This window comes from Microbacterium sp. 1.5R (assembly GCF_001889265.1).
Lineage (GTDB): Bacteria > Actinomycetota > Actinomycetes > Actinomycetales > Microbacteriaceae > Microbacterium.
Window position 1 is genome coordinate 1982765 of record NZ_CP018151.1, and the last position, 15444, is coordinate 1998208.

Here is a 15444-nt window from a genome sequence, read left to right on the forward strand (position 1 = left end):
AACTCTCGACGGTTGCATTTCCGCTACCGGGGCCGGGGCAGCGATTTGACGCTAGGCCCGATCGTGTGCGAGGTCGACCCCCCTTGCGCTTTCAGGATTCAGGTGATTCAAGCCTGATGTCCCGCCGCACGATGCGTTCAGCCACCTCGCTCAGACGCAGGCCGCGATCACGGGCGAAGGCGCGCATGAGCGTGAAGGCATCGGGGATCGGCACCCCCGCCGTGAACGAGACAACACCCTTGGCCTGCTCGATCATCACCCGGCTGTTCAGTGCGGTCTGCAGTTGCGACGACAGCGATTCCTGCTCTCGGAGGCTGCGCTCGTGCAGGATCCCGATCGTTGCCACATCGGCGAACGCTCGCGCCGCGGAGAGGTCTTCAGGGGGCGGCGACCCGGTATCGGATCGGAGCAGGTTGAGGGTGCCGATCGTCGTGTTCCGCAGCCGCATCGGTATCGCCTCGATCGACGCGAAGCCGTTCTCCAACGCCGCCTGGCGGAAGACCGGCCACTTCTCTGAACCGGCGGCGATGTCGGGAACCGACACCGCTGTCCCCGTCAGGAAGCACTCGATGCAGGGTCCCGCCTCTGCGGCGAGCTGGATCACCTCGACGAGCTCGGTCGCCTCGCTCGTGGATGCGACGAGTTCGAGTTCACCGGAGGGGTCGGCGAGAAGGATTCCGGCGTCGCTCGCATCCAGCAGCTCCTGGCACGCATCCACGAGTGTCTGCAGCAGATCCACGACGTCGTAGTCGTCGACCATCGTGTCGGCGAGGGTGGCGAAGAGCTCCAGCAACCGAGCTTCGCGCGTGGGCGCGGTCATGACCCCGCCTCGATGCCGCCTGACGTGCGCGAGAAGCGGAGAGTACCGTCGACTACCGCCTGCGCGACCTCCATGACGCGCTGCCCGGTCGAGAACGCCCGCGCCTGAAGCATGAGCAGCGCGTCGTCCGGACCGATGTCGAGTTGCGCGAGAACGATGCCGGTCGCCTGGTGCACGGTTCGTCGAGAGTAGATGCCCGTCTGCGCGTCGTTGTCCGCGAAGTCCGACAGCGCGTCCCTCAGCACATGCCGGCTCACCACATCCGCCATGGCGCGCGCCTGCGTGCACTCGCTCGGAGTGAGCGCCACGGGTGCTGTCGAGTAGAGGTCGACCGCCCCCATCTTGATCTCGCCGACCGACAGCGGGAAGGCGAACATCGACGCGACCTCCGCGCCGTCCTCCACAGCCGAGGCGAAGGCGGGCCACCGAGAGACGCCGCGGTGCCGGAAGTCGGGCTCGAGGACAGCGGCAGAGGTGCGCATGGCCTCCCAGCACGGTCCTTCACCGAGGTCGAACTGGAGCTCATCCAGGCGTGCCGCCACGTCGTCGGACGCGGAGATCGTCTCGCTCCCGAGCACGTCCCCCACCGTCGAGACCGCGGCACCGGTGACCGGGAACCGATCGACGAAGAAGACACTGAGGGCGTCCAGCTGACGACCGGAGCGCTCCAGATCACTCAGCGCATCGTCGAATGACTCACTCATAGTGGTCTTCACGATACCGCCACCGGACTGGCCGCGCGATGGAGGCACCTACGAAGTCCGAGAGTTCAGGCTGAGCGCGAAGATCGCGAGGAAGACGAGGCTGAGTCCCCCGTCTCTGACGAAGCGACGCATCTGGTTCACCTCCCCATCACAGGCAGGGCGATCATGGTCGCCAGCCCGACCACGATGATGAGCGTCCATGACCAGAACGCGATTCGCATCGATGCGCGACCGATGGTTCGATCCGACAGGACTGTCTCCTCTCTCTGCCACCTCAGGCGCTGAACGCCTCGAGCGCCGGTCGGGGCGCTCGTCCTCGAGGCTGCCGGGGCTGCGGCCCCCGCGACTGCAGTGGTGGAATCCCTCTGGTGACGGGATGTCCGGCGTCGAGCGTCACCTGCTCGTCGTAGTGGGTGATGGTGACCGGGTCGCCTGAGGCGAGCCGATAGGTGGCCTCCGCCTGGCGGACATCGACACGCAGGATGCAGCCGTGGATGCGCACCCCGAACTCGAGCCCGTCGATCTCGGACGGAAGACGCGGGCAGAACCGCAGGCCGCTGTCGCTGTCGCGCATCCCGCCGAAGCCCGCGGTGATGGCCGTCCAGACCCCCGCGAGAGCGGCGACATGAAGCCCCTGACCGGTGTTGCCATGAAGGTCGTCGAGATCGAGAGTCGCGACCTCGGCGAGGTAGTCGAGCGCGAGATCCAGGTGACCGACCTCTGCGGCGACCACGGCCTGCGCCGCCGCCGACAGCGATGAGTCCCGCACGGTGATCGCCTCGTAATACTCGAACGCACGCTCCTTCTGCTCCGCGGTGAACGACTCATGCGAGAAGAACAGGGCGAGCACCAGATCGGCCTGCTTCACGACCTGCTTGCGGTAGAGGTCGAAGTACGGGAAGTGGTCGTGCAGCAGGTATTCGTCCGGCGCCGTCGACTCGAAGTTCCACCGTTCGAGGTCGGTGTAGCCGGCGGACTGCGGGTGCACGCCCCGTTCGTCATCGAAGGGCACCGTCATCGCCGCGGCAGCGAGTTCCCACCTCGCGATCTCGTCGTCTACGACCTCGAGCTCCGACGCGACCTCCGGATGCCGTCGGGCAGCGGCCGCCGCCCCTCGAAGGTTCTTCTGAGCCGCCAGGTTCGTGAAGACGTTGTCGTTCGCGATGGCCGAGTACTCGTCCGGCCCCGTGACGCCGTCGATGTGGAAGCCGCCGTGCGGGTCCCACCGACCGAGCGAGGCCCAGAGGCGAGCGGTCTCGACCAGGATCTCGAGGCCGGCCTCCCGTTCGAAGTCGGCATCGCCCGTCGCCCGCACGTAGTGCAGAACCGCTCCTGCCACATCGGCGTTGATGTGGAACGCGGCCGTGCTGGCAGGCCAGTACCCCGACGACTCTCTGCCGTCGATGGTTCGCCACGGCAATGCGGCACCCTGCAGATGCAGTTGCGCCGCCCTGTCACGAGCGCGGTCGAGCACCGAATGTCGCCATCGCAGCGCCTGTTCGGCGGCGTGCGGGAGGGTCGAGGTGAGGACGGGGAGCACGAACGCCTCGAAGTCCCAGAAGGTGTGCCCCTCGTATCCGGAGCCGGTCAGCCCCTTGCCCGGAACGGATCGCAATTCCATGCGGGTGGAGGCCTGGAACACCTGGAAGAGCGCGAAGCGCACGGCCTGCTGCAGCCGTGCCGGTCCGTCGACCCGCACGTCGGCGCACTCCCAGAAGTCGTCGAGCCGTGCCCGTTGATCGGCGACCAGTGCGTCCCATCCGGCCCGCAGCGCGTCGCCGACCGCCGTCTCGGCCCGGTCCCGCAGGGCGGCGGTCGAGAGGTCGGACGAGAACTCATGACCGACGAGCTTGACGATCTCGAGCGTCTCTCCGGCAGCCAGGGATGCGCGCACCGTGGTACGCGCACGGTCGCCCGTCGCATCGACATCCGTCTCGACGCTCGGCTCGTTCCGGGGAGAACCGCTCACGCGATGGTCCATCGCGACAGCGGTCGTGAACCCGCTCTTCCTCGTGCGGTGCACGAGGGTGGCGGCACCCGCGTCGGCGGCCGAGGCCACCCCCTCGAGCGGCTCGCTCAGCAGCTCCTGCACCCGGGGGTCGTCGTGCGTGATCGGCAGCGGCTCGTTCGCCAGCAGTTCGGAGATGACGGTGACGTCCGCCGGACCGCCGAGCGCCTGCACACGGTAGTGCACCGCTGCGACGGAGCGGTGCGCGAAGGAGACGATCCTCGTCGACCGGATCCGCACCCGCTGGCCGGTCGGACTGGTCCACTCGACCTCGCGTTCGAGAGTTCCCGCGCGGAAGTCGAGACGACGGGTGTGCGACGTGAGCGATCCACGACGGACATCGAACGGCTCGTCCCCGACGATCAGCCGGATGAGCTGGCCGTTGGCCGCGTTGATCACGCTCTGCCCGCACTCGGGGTAGCCGTATCCCTCTTCGGCATACGGCATCGGGTGCTCTTCGAAGAGGCCGTTCAGATAGCTTCCCGCGACGCCGCGCGGGTCGCCTTCGTCGAGGTTCCCCCGCCAGCCCACATGACCGTTCGAGAGGCCGAAGACGGACTCCTCATGGGCGAGGTTCTCGACGTCGATGCCGTCGGCACCGATGCTCCACTCGTCGATATCGAATCGCGGCCGCGTCCTGCTCATGGGCTCCTCTTCCGTCGACAGTGCTTCTGGAAGAGAAAGTAGTCAGGATCGAGGAACGTGGGGAGCGGGTTGATTCCCGCTCCCCGTGCGGGTAAGACGGTCAGAGCTCGACGGGCGGCGCCGGCTCCGAATCCGCGGCCTCGGGGTGACGAGCGAGGTTCACGACGGCGGCGATGAGGCCGCCCCAGATCGTGACCATCGCGATGATCATCATGACGACCGCTGTCGTGGTCATGCGCCCGCTCCCTTCTCCGTCGCGTGCGGTTCCGAGGTCGCGATCAGCGGGATCGACGAGGTCTCGGCATCCGGTTCGTAGTCTTCCTCGGTGAGGAACTCGTCGTACTCGGGATCATCCTTGGCGTGGGAGCGGCCGCTCCATGGCAGCGCCGAGAGCAGCAGTGCGATCACGACGAGCGCGATGACCATGCCCCATCCGAAGACGGCGAGGAACCATCCCGGATAGCCGCCGTACGGCTCGGAGATCTTCGAGATCAGCTCGGTGACGAGCAGGTACCCGAGCACGAGGGGCGCGAGCGCGCCGACGAGCAGCATCCACACTCGCCCGACCCGGAAGCTCGACCGACGATCGAGGTGGTCGACGAGTGCCGGCAGCTTGTGCAGCAGCCATGCGACCACGATCACCGCGACCAGGGCGACGGCCATGATGCCGAAGGCATTGACGAAGGCATCAGCGGTATCAAGCACCGACAGCGCGGTGGTCGTCGAGAACAGTGCCATCGAGACGATCGCGAGCGGGATGGACACCGTGAGCGTCGTGCGGATGCGCGCCCAGCCCAGCTTGTCCTGCAGCGCCGCGACGATCACCTCGAGGATCGAGATGAGCGAGGTCACCCCCGCGAAGACCAGCGCTCCGAAGAAGAGGACGCCGATGATCGAGCCGCCTGCCGCCTGAGAGACGATCGTGGGGAAGGCGATGAAGGCCAGGCCGATTCCCGACGACGCGACACCGGCCACTTCGGTCCCCTGCGCCTGCGCCATGAAGCCGAGGGCCGCGAATACGCCGATTCCAGCGAGGATCTCGAAGCCGGAGTTCGCGAACGCCACGACCAGACCGGAACCGGTGAGGTCGGTCTTGCGCTTCAGGTACGACGAGTAGGTCACCATGATGCCGAAGGCCACCGACAGCGAGAAGAAGATGTGGCCGTAGGCCGATGCCCAGACGGCCGGGTCGCCCAGCGCTTCCCAGTTGGGGGTGAAGAAGGCGTTCAGCCCGTCCATGGCGCCCGGCAGGAACAGCGACTGCACCACGAGGATCGCGAACATCACCGTGAGCAGAGGCATCAGGATCATGTTCGCCCGGCCGATCCCGCGCTTCACACCCAGCGCCATGATGACGATGACGATCAGCCAGACCGCCACGAGCGGGAGGCCGACCTGCGGCACGAAGTCCGTCGAGATGCCCACCTCGGCGACATCGGCCGAGCGGAGGAAGTCGATGAAGAAGAAGTCGTTCTCGTTGCCCGGCCCCCAGGTCAGCTGCGCCGAGAACCAGGTGTACATCGCAGCCCACGCGATGATCACCGCGTAGTAGACCGCGATCACCACGCAGATGAGCACCTGCCACCAGCCGAGCGGCTCGGCCCTGCGGTGCATCCGTCGGAAGGCCAACGGCGCGGAGCCGCGGAACCGGTGGCCGATCGCGTAGTCGAAGAAGAGGAGCGGGATTCCGGCAGTGAGAAGCGCACACAGGTACGGGATGAGGAACGCCCCGCCTCCGCCTTCGTACGCCACGTAGGGGAATCTCCAGATGTTCCCCAGCCCGACGGCAGAGCCGATCGCAGAGAGGATGAAGACGTTGCGCGAGCCGAAGGCCTCGCGTTTCGGGGTCTGCGTCGTTGCGGTGGCCATGCGCATGAGGTTACCGGAGTCAGCGTGACGAGACGTGGCGATTCTCGTGCCGATCTCTCCGCTCTCGGATCGTCATCAGGATGCGGCGATGCCCGTAAGCACGCCCCGTTTTCACACCGAAGATCGCGGCAGCTGGCGGCTACAGGTCGGCGGGCACTCCGAGCTTCTCCCCCGATGACAGCTCATCCGGCTCTGCGACCAGGTACAGCCCGGTCGGGGCATTCGCGGTGAATGCGAGCGCATCGACCCACCGCCGGTTGATCGATGGCTGCCTGCTGCCGAGGAACCGATAGACCAGCGCACTCCCCGGGTGCAGCCAGACGGTGGTGCGGCCTCCCCCGATGCTCTGATCCTCGCGCCAGCTGAAGTTGAAGGGCTCGGCTCGTCGGAGCTTCGCGGTGATCACGAGCTGCAGGTGACTGAGCGCGCGATCCTCGATCTCGATCCTGATCGAGCCCTCATAGATGAATCTGCCCATCATGCACCTCCCTGCGGCGCGTGCATGGTGAGTCGCGACGGCGACGATGTATCGGATTCGTGCGGCCACGTGAGCGTCAGTGGCGCGCCGGTGAGGTCGGACATGGTGCCAGGTTAGGAAGACAGCGGGCGCTATCGCAGGGTATTGACAAGTTCGTCCTCACCCTGCGCGGTGCCCGCGGGTCAGTCAGGCGCCATCGAGCGTCTTCAGCACCTCGGCGACTCCGTGATAGTCGCGGGCGGGCAGCTCGTGGATGGCGTCGATGGTCGCGACCTCGAGATGATCGACGACGGCGATCCTCAGCAGATCGTCCTTGGTCGCGGGGTAGTCGATGCTCCGGAGGGTCCGTGCGAGTCTCATGTCGGAGGAGGGGTGGGCGGCAAGCGCATGGGGCAATGGGTTCATGCGGTTCATTCTTCGGACCGCGCGGCCCGAACTTCGCCTCTCTTGACAGCCGACGGGATCCCGATGTAAGTGGTGTGAGCGGCCTACATATCCTCGATCAGCAGTTCTCCGTGAGCGTTGAGGCTGTTCATCATCCGCGACACGCGCTCGGCATCCACGTGAATCGGCTCGACGCTGTCGAACGCCAGGACGAGCGGAATGCTCGGATGAATCCATGCGGTCAGTCGGCCGTCGCGGGAATCGTCTCCCGGGATCCAGGACATCATGAAGCTCTCCTGCCGCCTGAGCTTCGTGCCGACGACGATCTTCATGTGCGCGAGCGTCACATCGTCGATGACGATCGGGTCGAGTGTGCTGTCATACCTGAGGCGTCCCATCCGGCGATGCTAGGTGAGCGCCCGCCCGGGTGAAGGGGCGTTGACAACCGGAGGATCGTCGGGTGCTGTCTCAGGCCCGCGGAAGCGCACAGGCGGCCGTGCCGCCGGGAAGACGGTGTCGGAAGCGCGCGATCAGCGAATAGCCCAGCGCAGCGACCCAGGAGAACGGGGGCGTGACGAGGAGCACGCCGGCGAAGCGCAGCTGCCGGGATCGCTGCATGCGGAGCAATCCTGCGAAGGCAGCATGTCCGCGCATCCGACGCGCGCCGACCAGCAGCCACGCGTAGCGGGTGACATCCGCGGAGCTCAGTCCGATTTCATCGAGGTCGAGCCATTGCCACGGCTGAGCCTCGGGAAACCTGCCGAGCCAGCGTTCGAGTCGCTGCACCCACGTGGTGCAGAACGCGCAATCGCCGTCATAGACGAGAAGTGGCCGGGCGTGCATGGAATCGACCCTACGCCTCACCGGAGAGCAGTCGCCCACCACATCATCCTTTCGATGACAAGCCCCTGTTCGCCCACGTCACCGGTGGCGGAGCCTGTCTGCATGAGCCACCCAGACGACATCAAGCAACCGCTCGACCATCTGCCTCCTCTCGACGAGCGAGACAAGGCCGTCGAGATCGACGAGCCGCACTATCCGACGTCCGAAGCGGGGCCGACCGGACCCGCGCACGTGTCTCCCGATACCGCCGCGGAGCCCGACAAGCCGAACCGGCACGGCGTGGACAAGCTTCCGCCGACCGCACGCTGATCGGTCATCGACGGTCGGACCCGTCGGATTCGCGGTGCCCCGATTCTGCATCGGCATGCTCGCGGATGCGGCGGGCCTCGTCGATGTCCTGCCGCTCCTTCTCTGCGGCCTTGTCGCTCTTGCGTGTGTCCCTCGGAGGAAGGCGGATCTCCCGCTCTGCGGCGATGCCCGCCTGCAGTTGGCGACCTCGCTCGAGTTCGGCGTCGAACTCCGCTCCGACGAGAAGCGCCAGGTTGGCGATCCACAGCCACAGCAGGAACACCACGATGCCCGCGAGGGAGCCGTAAGTGCGGTCGTAGTTCGAGAAGTTCGCCACATAGAAGGCGAAGCCCGCCGTGGCGACAGCCAGCACGATGATCGCGAGAAGCGCCCCGAGGCTGATCCACCGGAAGCGCGGCTGCTTCGCGTTGGGAGTGGCGTAGTAGAGGATCGCGACGGCGAGGACGACGATGAACCCCAACAGAGGCCACTTCGCGATCGACCAGATGGCCTGAGGCACGGTGCCGAGTCCGAGTGAGTCGCCGATGGCTCGTGTGACCGGCCCCGACACCACCAGGATGATCGCCGCGATGACGAACAGCACGACGGTGATCACCGTCACGAGCAGCTGTGCAGGCTTGAGCTTCCAGAACGGTCGCCCCTCGTCGATCTCGTAGATGCGGTTCATCGCTCGACTGAAGGCACCGACGTACCCGGACGCCGACCAGACGGCGAGCAGGATGCCGCTGATCAGCGCGAACCCGGCGGCCGGCGAGTCCGCGACCTGTTCGATCGGGCCCCGAAGAGCGTCCGCAGTGTCGCCCGGGGCGACCTGCTCGACGATGCCGATCACCGCTTCCCCGGCGGCCTGTCCCTGACCGACGACGCCGAGGAGGGAGAAGATCGCTATCAGACCGGGAAAGATCGACAGCACCGCGTAGTACGTCAGCGCGGCAGCTATATCGGTGCACTGATCGGACGAGAACTCACGGAAGGCCTTCTTCGCCACGTACTTCCATGATCGTCCGTGGAGATCGTCCGGGGAGTCCGGCTTGCTCGAGGCCTCGGGATCGACATTCCCGTCTCGGGCCTCCGTGTGCGGCTGCGACATCTTCATTCCTCTCATGACGGACGGACCCGTCGCCTACTCGCGTGCGACGGGCCGTCCGGTCGATGGCGGTCAGCTGCCCGCGATGTTCTCGCGCGACTGCTGCGCCTGATCGGTCACTTCACCGGCCGCGGTCTGCGCTTCGTCCTTCACGACAGCCACGGATTCCTGCGCCGTTTCCCTCACGGACTCGACCGACGCCTGTGCCGGTTCCTTCAGATGCTCGCCGACCTCCTTGGCCACGTCCGTGACCTCATCGAGGAGCGGCTGGGCCTGGTCCTTGACCGTCTTCGCGAGCTGCTGCTCCTTCGACGACGCCGGAACGAGCGATGCGATCAGCAGCCCCGCCCCGAAGGCCATCAGGCCGACCGCGAGCGGACTGCCCTCGGCTTTCGCGATGGCGCGGTCCTTGACCTCGGTCACGCGGTCACCGGCGTCCGAGAGCGTGGATCCCGCATCGTCCGCCGACCCCATGACGCGCTCGCGCACCGAGGTGAAAGCACCGCGCACTTTCCCCATCTGCCGGTCCACGATCTTCGACGGCGTCACCTTGTCGGCGAGCGCGTCGACATCCGACCCCAGCTCCTGTCGCGTCCGCTCGATGTTCGCGCGGATCTCGTCGGGTGAATCACTCATCGGTTCTCCTCATTTCTCTTCAGTGCTTCCGGAATCTCCTTGACCGTGTCGACGGTCTGCGGCATGCCCTCGACCTGCTTCAGCTGGCTTCGGCCGACCACGAACAGGATCAGCGCGACGATCGCCCAGATCACGGCCACGACGACGCCCGACCAGCCGCGCCCCATGAGCGAGCCCACCGCCCACCACAGTGCGACGGACAGGAAGAACACCGCCATCAGCGCCGCATAGCCGGCGGCACCCATGATGCCCGCGCCCTTCGCGGACTTCGTCGCGGTCTCCCGCAGCTCCGCGCGAGCGAGTGCGAGCTCCTGACGCATCAGCGTCGACAGGTCTCGCGAGACCTCACCCAGCAGATCGCCGAGCGAGTTCGACGCGGCCTTCGTCTCAGAGGGTGTGGGGTCGCTCATCGCCACCCTCCCCGAGTGCGCCCGATCCGGTCCAGGCGGTCTGTGCGCCGCCGCGACGGGTCGGAGGTGTGAGACCTTCTGTCTCCGTGCGTGTCGGAGCGCCGGTGAGGTCTGCAGCCGTCGCCCCGCCGCTGTCGGCGGCACCGCCCGCGGGAGAGCCGACCGGCACCGGTACGGCCGGGTCCGGGTGGACCTCACGGGGCGGCGTCACCGGCCGTGGAGATGTATGCGTGTCATCTGCCGAGGCGTTCGATGCCAGCGCTCGGCTGAGCCTGCCGACGGCGACGCCGACGATCGCCGCCCCGAGGATGAAGGTTCCGGGCTTGCGTCTCGCATACCGCTTCACCTCCGTGAGCACGGAGGCCGGATCCCGGTCCCCGAGCCAGCTCGCCGCGCCCGACAGCCGCCCGGCGACCTGCTGCACCAGATCGCTCGCGACACCGCTGCCCTCCGAGTTCGCAGCCATCGAACCGAGTTCGTCGCTGACCGACCGAAGCCCACCGGCGAGGCGCTGCTGCTGCGTGTGCGCCTGCTCCTTCAGCTCACGGGTGGTCTGCGCGTACAGGTCCTTCGCCTGCGTCTTGGCCTCGCCGACGACGCTCGCCGCCTCTTCCTTGGCGGTGCCCATCACGTCCTTCGCCTGAGCGCCGGCCGTGTCGGCAAGACCGGCCGCCTCGTTCTTGGCAGCCTCCGCCTTCCCTGAATCCTGCTCGTGATGCGCGTCCGAGCCGCCCAGGCTCGTCGTGCCATAAGTGTCCGACATCAGTGCTCCTTCGTGCGGGGTCGTCTCGGATCGAACGACTTCGTCGACCGATCCGCTGGATTGGTGAGCACTGGTCTAACGGGGTGAGAAAGCCGTTCCAGCACCCTTGCCGAAATCGAGGTCTCGGGTGTAAAAGGCGTCCGACCGAAACTCCTGCGAACGGCGCAGGAACACTCTCGATCGGTCTGCAAGGGCCTTGCGGGGGGCACCCCACCCCTGTAGGTCTGGGCACAGAAGGAGATCTACGAAGGGACGTCCCATCATGGGCAAGTTCGTGTACGAGGGAAATCAGAAGGTGGAGATCGACGACCGCGCGCTCCATCATCTGCAGGTCGTGATGACGACGAAGCTGCGCCGCGGCGAGCCGTTCCTCTTCACCTGGAGGGAGGACGCCAGCATCGGCGGCGGTCGGAGCTCGGTCTGGATGCACCCCGGCTGCAACCTCGTCTTCAAGTACAGCGGGGGCAAAGTCCCCGAGCTCAATCGGCACTGGATCGACGCACTCGCGTTCACCGCGAATGCGCCGTCCGGACTGTATCTGGTTCACGAACCCGAGAACGTGGGCGCAGAGCAGGGCCATGCCGTGGGCGTGAGTTGAGGATCGCATCCGAATGCCGTTCGATGTGATCCGCGACCCGCACTCGCCGAACGACCTGACCGCTGTCTTCCGCCGCCTGGCTGACGCTCTGGATCCGGACTATGACGTCATCGACACCGTGGACCTCCTCGTCGACGCCGCGACGCACTTCACCCCTGCGGTCGACGCCGGCATCGTCCTGGCCGATGCCGGAGGACAACTCCACGTGCTGGGCTCGACGAGTGAGCGCGCGAGCGATGTGGAGGAGGCAGAGCTCGGCATCGAGCAGGGCCCCTGCCTCGACAGCTTCCGGTCCGGGCGCGTGGTCGAGACACCTGATCTGCAGGCGAGCGCCGATCGCTGGCCCGAGTTCGCTCCTCTCGCGGTGCGACGCGGCCTTCGCGCCGGCTACGCGGTGCCGCTCTCGCTTCGCGATCAGCACCTCGGTGCGCTGAACCTCTTCTTCGACAGGGTCGGCGTGCTCACCGACCAGGATGCGGCCGTCGCTCAGGCACTCGGCGAGTTCGCCACGATCGGTCTGGTGCAGCATCGCACGCTCCGCGCGCACGCCGACCGCACCGCGCAGCTTCAGCACGCGCTCGACAGCAGGATCGTGATCGAGCAGGCGAAGGGCGCGCTGTCGTTTCAGCGCAGCGTCACCACCGACGATGCCTTCACCATCCTTCGACGACACGCGCGCTCTGTCGGTGGGCGACTGCACGATGTCGCGCAGCAGATCGTCGACCGCCGCCTCACCCTGTGAGCGAGTCGGTCACCGCCCTCCGCCTGCGCGTTCCGATTCCCCGCCTTCGGTGGGATCGATGATCTCCGCAGTCAGGCAGACGCCGCCCGTGCTGCTGAGCGTCTGAGAGAGCTCCTCGATCCACCGACGGTTCAGCGTCGGCGCCTCCGTCTCGTCGAACACGAAGCGCAGCGGGATCGATGGATGCAGCCAGATGGTCGATCGACCGGGGGCCTCGCCGTCCTTGTGGATCCACGACAGGGTGAAGCTCTCGTTGCGGCGCAGCTTCGTCGTGACGACGATCTTGAGGTGAGCCAACGCTCGGTCCTCGATGAGGATCGGCGGCTGAGCGGCTCCGTAGAAGAGTCTTCCCATATATCAACGCTACGCGCGTGCGGCGCGCGATGGGAGGTGACTCTTGTCCGCTCGTCTGCCGTCAGATGCGCTGCACGGGCATCGGCTCGTCGGCGAGCCCGCTGAGGAAGTCCGCGGACGGCGCGAAGAAGGTGCTGCCGGTCGTGGCGCGGGAGAAGTCAAGGAGTCGGTCGTAGGCGCCGGGCGGGTCACCGATGAACATGTTCTCGAGCATCTTCTCGATGACCCACAGGTAGCGCGAGTATCCGATGAAGTAGGTGCCGAAGGACGACGAGCCCGGGCTGCCGAAAGGCATGTTGTCACGAAGGATGTCGTGCTCGACACCGTCGACCACGATCGTGGCGAGGGTCTTGTGGGACTTCTGCCCGACGGCCGCATCGTCGAGCTCGACATTGTCGGCCTTCTTGCGGCCGATCACGGCCTCCTGCTGCTCGGTCGTCAGCGCCTGCCACTGACCGAGGTCGTGCAGATATCGCTGGACGACGACGTAGCTGCCCCCGACGTGATCACCGTCCTCTGCGCCCACCAGCGTCGACTCGGCGACGGCGTTCCCCACCGGGTTCGCGGTCCCGTCGACGAAGCCGAGCAGGTCGCGCACGTCGAAATACCGGAATCCCGAGGTCTCGTCGACCACGGTCACGGCGTCGCCCAGCACGTCGAGCAACTGGCGCTCGAACTCGAACACGAGATCCTGGCGGTTCGCACGGATATGGAAGAGGAGATCCCCGGGCGTGCCCGGCGCGGTGTGCACCGGGCCGACGACCGGTGCGAAGGGGTGCAGCTCCGCCGGAACCCGGCGCGCGGTGAGGCGCGGCCATGCCGCGGCTCCGATGCCGACCGTGCACGACAGCATCGCGTCGAGATCACGGAATCCGACGTTCTTCACGAGGTCGTCGATACCGGCGATCGCGTCGCGCGCGGTCGACGCGGCATCCGCTCCGTCAGCGATCTGCAACACGAGGAACGTCGCGCTGGACGTCAGCGGCGCATCGACCTTCTGCGATTCGATCGGGACCCGGCGGGAGGAAGAGGTGCTCACCTCCCCGAACCTAGAGGATGTCGACGAGCACGGCTTCGACGGGTGTCGAAGGAACATGAGGACTCCCGCGGGCACCCTTGAGTACGACACGGAATCCCGACATCATGACCCCGACGGCATACCGACGACAGGAGATGCACCCATGAGCGACGTCAGCGACTTCATCCGGGCGGACGTTCCCCCCTCCGGCCCGGGGTGTCTGGACTGCGAGGCGATCGGCTCGTGGTGGCTGCATCTGCGCCGGTGCGCCTACTGCGGGCACATCGGATGCTGCGACGACTCCTTGCACAAGCATGCGACGAAGCACGCGCACACGAGCGGCCATCGAGTGATCCAGAGCTTCGAGCCCGGTGAGGACTGGTTCTGGGACTTCGGCACCGAGACAGCCTTCGACGGTCCCGTCCTCGCTCCCCCGCACAGCCATCCGCGGTCGCAGACCACCCCCGGCCCGGCTGAGCGCGTGCCTGCGGACTGGCAGGAGCAGCTCGCAGGCGACGCGTGACCGAGGCACCCGACCAGCGGTCGCCCCTGCGTCTCATCGCCGACGCCGACGGGCCGCAGGCTTTCGCGTTGCGCGACTATCTGACCCGCAGCGAGGTTCCGTTCCTGCCGATCATGGTTCCCCGAGGTGCCGCCGCGGCGGCAGGAATCGACCTGACCGGCAGGCGGCTACCGCTGGTCGTCCTTCCCGAAGGCGCCGTGTTGGAGGACCCGAATCCCGAGCAGGTCGCTGCGGCTCTCGGCTGGGTGAAGCCTCCGGCGCAGTCGACGTACGACCTCATCATCTACGGAGCAGGACCCGCCGGACTCTCGGCCGCCGTCTACGCGGCATCCGAGGGTCTCAGCGTCGCCGTCGTAGAGCGCGACGCCGTCGGCGGGCAGGCCGGTTTCAGCAGCCTCATCGAGAACTACCTCGGTTTCCCCGGGGGGATCTCCGGGGCGGAGCTCGCCGAGCGCGCCCGCCGGCAGGCGCTCTCCTTCGGCGCCGAACTCATCGTCATGAGGTACGGCATCGCCCGCACGTTCAGGGACCACGACGTGCGGGCTCGGCTCGCCGACGGGTCGGAGATCCATGCACGCGCGGCGCTCTGCGCCACCGGCGTGCAGTGGCGCAGACTCGGCCTCGACGGCGAGCAGGGCTTCCGCGGTGCCGGCATCTACTACGGCGCGGGCACCAGCGAAGCCTCCGCCTGCATCGGTCAGCACGTGTACGTCGTCGGCGGCGCCAACTCCGCAGGACAGGCGGCCATGAACCTCGCGGCCCACGCGGCGCACGTCACTGTCGTCGTCCGCGGCCCCTCGCTCTCGTCGACCATGTCGGCCTATCTGCTCGACCGGCTCGCCGCGCAGAGCAACGTCACCATCCTCGTCCACTCCCGCGTCGTCGCGGTCGACGGAGACGAGCATCTGCGGGAGATCACCCTCGACCAGGCGGGCAGGACCACACGCGTGCCCGCGACCCACCTGTTCGTCTGCATCGGCGGGGCTCCCAACACCGAGTGGGCGGCGACGACGGATGTGCAGCTCGACAGTCGCGGGTTCCTGCTCACCGGCGTGGACCTCTCCTCCGACGACCTGCAGAAGTGGCCGCTGGATCGCTCGCCCTACTACCTCGAGACATCCGTGCCCGGGATCTTCGCGGCCGGCGACGTCCGTGCGAACTCCGTCAAGCGCGTCGCATCCGCCGTCGGCGAGGGCGCGATGGCCGTCACCCTCATCCACCGATACCTCGCCGAAGGCGCTCAACGCTGATCG

General features: G+C 67.1%; 20 protein-coding genes. 5 read left to right on the top strand and 15 right to left on the bottom strand.

The features are described from left to right. Positions 1–91 precede the first annotated feature (91 nt). From BMW26_RS09425 to BMW26_RS09465, 9 genes are all read right to left on the bottom strand, one after another. Complete coding sequence (locus BMW26_RS09425) at positions 92–820, bottom strand: GAF and ANTAR domain-containing protein (protein ID WP_056278846.1); 729 nt, start codon at positions 818–820, stop codon at positions 92–94. Next, positions 817–1524, bottom strand: a complete 708-nt coding sequence (locus BMW26_RS09430) for a GAF and ANTAR domain-containing protein (protein ID WP_056278847.1) — start codon at positions 1522–1524, stop codon at positions 817–819. Before BMW26_RS09430 ends, BMW26_RS09425 begins: the two co-directional genes overlap by 4 nt. Positions 1525–1798: 274 nt before the next feature. Beyond that, on the bottom strand, positions 1799–4177 hold the full coding sequence (locus BMW26_RS09435; RefSeq protein WP_072591347.1) for a glycoside hydrolase family 65 protein: 2379 nt from the start codon (positions 4175–4177) through the stop codon (positions 1799–1801). 100 nt (positions 4178–4277) lie between these two features. Continuing rightward, positions 4278–4412, bottom strand: a complete 135-nt coding sequence (locus BMW26_RS09440; RefSeq protein ID WP_072591348.1) for a methionine/alanine import family NSS transporter small subunit — start codon at positions 4410–4412, stop codon at positions 4278–4280. Then, a complete protein-coding gene (locus BMW26_RS09445) occupies positions 4409–6046 on the bottom strand; it encodes a sodium-dependent transporter (RefSeq protein WP_072592298.1) in 1638 nt (545 codons plus the stop codon). Before BMW26_RS09445 ends, BMW26_RS09440 begins: the two co-directional genes overlap by 4 nt. Positions 6047–6185: 139 nt before the next feature. Continuing rightward, entirely contained in the window at positions 6186–6524 is a 339-nt protein-coding gene (locus tag BMW26_RS09450; RefSeq protein ID WP_072591349.1) for a DUF7882 family protein, read from the bottom strand. 186 nt (positions 6525–6710) lie between these two features. After that, positions 6711–6929 (bottom strand): DUF2795 domain-containing protein, encoded by a 219-nt coding sequence (locus tag BMW26_RS17465; RefSeq protein WP_198032313.1) that lies wholly within the window; start codon positions 6927–6929, stop codon positions 6711–6713. 83 nt (positions 6930–7012) lie between these two features. Next, positions 7013–7306: a DUF7882 family protein gene (locus BMW26_RS09460; RefSeq protein WP_056278853.1), complete on the bottom strand. Its 294-nt coding sequence runs from the start codon at positions 7304–7306 to the stop codon at positions 7013–7015. A 70-nt stretch (positions 7307–7376) separates the two neighbouring features. Continuing rightward, positions 7377–7751 (bottom strand): thiol-disulfide oxidoreductase DCC family protein, encoded by a 375-nt coding sequence (locus BMW26_RS09465; protein ID WP_072591350.1) that lies wholly within the window; start codon positions 7749–7751, stop codon positions 7377–7379. 102 nt (positions 7752–7853) lie between these two features. Here BMW26_RS09465 and BMW26_RS09470 point away from each other — a divergent pair, with 102 nt between their 5' ends. After that, positions 7854–8060: a hypothetical protein gene (locus tag BMW26_RS09470; RefSeq protein WP_072591351.1), complete on the top strand. Its 207-nt coding sequence runs from the start codon at positions 7854–7856 to the stop codon at positions 8058–8060. A gap of 4 nt (positions 8061–8064) precedes the next feature. Here the strand turns inward: BMW26_RS09470 and BMW26_RS09475 are convergent, their stop codons facing one another. From BMW26_RS09475 to BMW26_RS09490, 4 genes are all read right to left on the bottom strand, one after another. Then, positions 8065–9156, bottom strand: a complete 1092-nt coding sequence (locus BMW26_RS09475; protein WP_442922966.1) for a YihY/virulence factor BrkB family protein — start codon at positions 9154–9156, stop codon at positions 8065–8067. Between the two features lie 63 nt (positions 9157–9219). After that, complete coding sequence (locus BMW26_RS09480) at positions 9220–9783, bottom strand: DUF3618 domain-containing protein (protein ID WP_072591352.1); 564 nt, start codon at positions 9781–9783, stop codon at positions 9220–9222. Then, positions 9780–10193: a phage holin family protein gene (locus tag BMW26_RS09485; RefSeq protein WP_072591353.1), complete on the bottom strand. Its 414-nt coding sequence runs from the start codon at positions 10191–10193 to the stop codon at positions 9780–9782. Before BMW26_RS09485 ends, BMW26_RS09480 begins: the two co-directional genes overlap by 4 nt. Beyond that, positions 10171–10956, bottom strand: coding sequence for a hypothetical protein (locus tag BMW26_RS09490; RefSeq protein WP_072591354.1), 786 nt, complete (start codon positions 10954–10956; stop codon positions 10171–10173). Before BMW26_RS09490 ends, BMW26_RS09485 begins: the two co-directional genes overlap by 23 nt. A 262-nt stretch (positions 10957–11218) precedes the next feature. Here BMW26_RS09490 and BMW26_RS09495 point away from each other — a divergent pair, with 262 nt between their 5' ends. Then, entirely contained in the window at positions 11219–11554 is a 336-nt protein-coding gene (locus BMW26_RS09495; protein ID WP_072591355.1) for a DUF7882 family protein, read from the top strand. 13 nt (positions 11555–11567) lie between these two features. Next, positions 11568–12296 (top strand): GAF and ANTAR domain-containing protein, encoded by a 729-nt coding sequence (locus tag BMW26_RS09500; protein WP_072591356.1) that lies wholly within the window; start codon positions 11568–11570, stop codon positions 12294–12296. Positions 12297–12305: 9 nt separating this feature from the next. Here the strand turns inward: BMW26_RS09500 and BMW26_RS09505 are convergent, their stop codons facing one another. Next, on the bottom strand, positions 12306–12650 hold the full coding sequence (locus BMW26_RS09505) for a DUF7882 family protein (RefSeq protein ID WP_072591357.1): 345 nt from the start codon (positions 12648–12650) through the stop codon (positions 12306–12308). 61 nt (positions 12651–12711) lie between these two features. Continuing rightward, positions 12712–13689 carry a Dyp-type peroxidase gene (locus tag BMW26_RS09510; protein WP_053096378.1) on the bottom strand — a complete coding sequence of 326 codons (978 nt, stop codon included), beginning with the start codon at positions 13687–13689 and terminating at the stop codon, positions 12712–12714. Between the two features lie 142 nt (positions 13690–13831). On the opposite strand from BMW26_RS09510, the gene BMW26_RS09515 reads away from it, so the two are divergent. Both BMW26_RS09515 and BMW26_RS09520 read left to right on the top strand, forming a co-directional pair. Beyond that, on the top strand, positions 13832–14191 hold the full coding sequence (locus tag BMW26_RS09515) for a UBP-type zinc finger domain-containing protein (RefSeq protein WP_053096379.1): 360 nt from the start codon (positions 13832–13834) through the stop codon (positions 14189–14191). Then, positions 14188–15441 carry an NAD(P)/FAD-dependent oxidoreductase gene (locus BMW26_RS09520; RefSeq protein ID WP_198032314.1) on the top strand — a complete coding sequence of 418 codons (1254 nt, stop codon included), beginning with the start codon at positions 14188–14190 and terminating at the stop codon, positions 15439–15441. Before BMW26_RS09515 ends, BMW26_RS09520 begins: the two co-directional genes overlap by 4 nt. Positions 15442–15444: the final 3 nt, after the last annotated feature.

Excerpts from the sequence above, each read along its gene's own strand:
- BMW26_RS09425 (WP_056278846.1), bottom strand. The coding sequence starts at position 820 with ATGACCGCGCCCACGCGCGAAGCTCGGTTGCTGGAGCTCTTCGCCACC.
- BMW26_RS09430 (WP_056278847.1), bottom strand. The coding sequence starts at position 1,524 with ATGAGTGAGTCATTCGACGATGCGCTGAGTGATCTGGAGCGCTCCGGT.
- BMW26_RS09435 (WP_072591347.1), bottom strand. The coding sequence starts at position 4,177 with ATGAGCAGGACGCGGCCGCGATTCGATATCGACGAGTGGAGCATCGGT.
- BMW26_RS09440 (WP_072591348.1), bottom strand. The coding sequence starts at position 4,412 with ATGACCACGACAGCGGTCGTCATGATGATCATCGCGATGGTCACGATC.
- BMW26_RS09445 (WP_072592298.1), bottom strand. The coding sequence starts at position 6,046 with ATGGCCACCGCAACGACGCAGACCCCGAAACGCGAGGCCTTCGGCTCG.
- BMW26_RS09450 (WP_072591349.1), bottom strand. The coding sequence starts at position 6,524 with ATGGGCAGATTCATCTATGAGGGCTCGATCAGGATCGAGATCGAGGAT.
- BMW26_RS17465 (WP_198032313.1), bottom strand. The coding sequence starts at position 6,929 with ATGAACCCATTGCCCCATGCGCTTGCCGCCCACCCCTCCTCCGACATG.
- BMW26_RS09460 (WP_056278853.1), bottom strand. The coding sequence starts at position 7,306 with ATGGGACGCCTCAGGTATGACAGCACACTCGACCCGATCGTCATCGAC.
- BMW26_RS09465 (WP_072591350.1), bottom strand. The coding sequence starts at position 7,751 with ATGCACGCCCGGCCACTTCTCGTCTATGACGGCGATTGCGCGTTCTGC.
- BMW26_RS09470 (WP_072591351.1), top strand. The coding sequence starts at position 7,854 with ATGAGCCACCCAGACGACATCAAGCAACCGCTCGACCATCTGCCTCCT.
- BMW26_RS09475 (WP_442922966.1), bottom strand. The coding sequence starts at position 9,156 with ATGAAGATGTCGCAGCCGCACACGGAGGCCCGAGACGGGAATGTCGAT.
- BMW26_RS09480 (WP_072591352.1), bottom strand. The coding sequence starts at position 9,783 with ATGAGTGATTCACCCGACGAGATCCGCGCGAACATCGAGCGGACGCGA.
- BMW26_RS09485 (WP_072591353.1), bottom strand. The coding sequence starts at position 10,193 with ATGAGCGACCCCACACCCTCTGAGACGAAGGCCGCGTCGAACTCGCTC.
- BMW26_RS09490 (WP_072591354.1), bottom strand. The coding sequence starts at position 10,956 with ATGTCGGACACTTATGGCACGACGAGCCTGGGCGGCTCGGACGCGCAT.
- BMW26_RS09495 (WP_072591355.1), top strand. The coding sequence starts at position 11,219 with ATGGGCAAGTTCGTGTACGAGGGAAATCAGAAGGTGGAGATCGACGAC.
- BMW26_RS09500 (WP_072591356.1), top strand. The coding sequence starts at position 11,568 with ATGCCGTTCGATGTGATCCGCGACCCGCACTCGCCGAACGACCTGACC.
- BMW26_RS09505 (WP_072591357.1), bottom strand. The coding sequence starts at position 12,650 with ATGGGAAGACTCTTCTACGGAGCCGCTCAGCCGCCGATCCTCATCGAG.
- BMW26_RS09515 (WP_053096379.1), top strand. The coding sequence starts at position 13,832 with ATGAGCGACGTCAGCGACTTCATCCGGGCGGACGTTCCCCCCTCCGGC.